Annotated in this window: 3 protein-coding genes; all 3 read left to right on the top strand. The window is 32.1% G+C overall.

The features are described 5' to 3' along the window. Positions 1-185, top strand: a 185-nt coding sequence (locus L1S34_RS14745; protein WP_236364852.1) for a hypothetical protein, incomplete at its 5' end; no start/stop codon positions are given. Further along, complete coding sequence (locus tag L1S34_RS14740; RefSeq protein WP_236364850.1) at positions 182-877, top strand: class I SAM-dependent methyltransferase; 696 nt, start codon at positions 182-184, stop codon at positions 875-877. The genes L1S34_RS14745 and L1S34_RS14740, both read left to right, overlap by 4 nt. A gap of 15 nt (positions 878-892) precedes the next feature. Beyond that, positions 893-1,461: glycosyltransferase family 2 protein (locus L1S34_RS14735; protein ID WP_236364848.1), on the top strand; the 569-nt coding region annotated here is incomplete at its 3' end.

Below are 1,461 nucleotides of genomic sequence, written 5' to 3'. Positions count from 1 at the left end.
AAACGATTAAATATAAAGTTTTTCACGGACTAACAGCAGTGTATCTTAATAAGGGAAATCATAAAGTCGAAATGTCATTTTTTCCTCCATATAAAAGTATAGGATTTGCTATTTCAATACTATCCGTTTTAATAGGTATTATAATACTTAGCATAAGAAAAATTAAAGACATTAAAACAAAATGAACAGGACTATAACCAATAGCATTCGATATATTATTGATGAATTTGTACCACCTATTCTACGGGATAGTAAATGGTTTATGTATCCTTTTTTTTTCATCTTTTTTAAAGGAAAAAAAATTAAGCTATACATGGAGTTTAAGCAGCTTGTATATTTAATGAACGATCAGGAATATGCAGAAGCCTACAGACAACTGGATTGTATGGGAACCGATAGACCTACAGATCTAAATCAGCTCAGTATTAATTATATGCTTAAAAATATTTCTTCCGAAGCTACTAATTTGTTAGATGTTGGTTGTGGTAGAGGATATTGGTTAAACAAATTGAGTGAAATTACAAACTTAAACCTTACAGGCTTTGATATGCACGATTCGGTAGCTTTAACAACAGCCAATTATGTGCAAGGAAGAATCGAAAAACTTCCTTTTGCAGACAAATCTTTTGACATTGTTACCTGTCATCACCTACTTGAACATTTGAAAGATCTTCCTGCGGCAATCTCTGAACTTAAACGAGTAGCAAAAAAGCAACTAATTATCGTTGTCCCTTGTCAACGTTATTATTACTATACCTTGGATATGCATATAAATTTTTTTCCCATAAAAGAATACTTGCAAGAGGTAATGAAAATTGAAAAAAATACTTGCGAAAATAAGTGGGGCGATTGGGTTTATATTGGATATCTAGAATAGTTTCAATACAATAAGATGCTAAACAACAAAAAAATAATAGTAGTGCTACCGGCATTCAATGCCGAAAAAACTTTAGAACAAACCTATAGTGAAATCCCTTTTGAAATAGTTGACGAAGTTATTTTAGTTGACGATTCAAGTTTGGATAACACAATTGAAATCGCTAAAAAACTCAATATTAGCCACATCATCCAACACGATAAAAACAGAGGTTATGGAGGCAATCAAAAAACCTGCTACAACAAAGCGCTAGAATTAAAAGCTGATATAGTTGTAATGCTGCATCCCGATTACCAATACACACCAAAGTTAATTACAGCCATGTGCAGTATGATTGCCAACGGGGTTTATCCAGTAGTTTTTGCTAGCAGAATTTTAGGCAAAGGCGCTTTAAAAGGTGGTATGCCAATTTATAAATATGTTGCTAATAGAATATTAACGTTAGTTCAAAACATCCTCATCAATCAAAAATTAAGCGAATACCATACGGGTTTCAGGGCTTATAGCATTGAGGTACTTCAAAAAGTAAATTTCAATAATTTTAGTGAAGATTTCATTTTTGACAATCAAATGGCGGTTCAAAT

Origin of the sequence: Flavobacterium sp. K77 (assembly GCF_021608205.1) — a bacterium.
Taxonomy (GTDB): domain Bacteria; phylum Bacteroidota; class Bacteroidia; order Flavobacteriales; family Flavobacteriaceae; genus Flavobacterium; species Flavobacterium turcicum.
The sequence above is the reverse complement of the archived record's forward strand: the minus strand, read 5'-3'. Positions and strand labels throughout refer to the sequence as shown.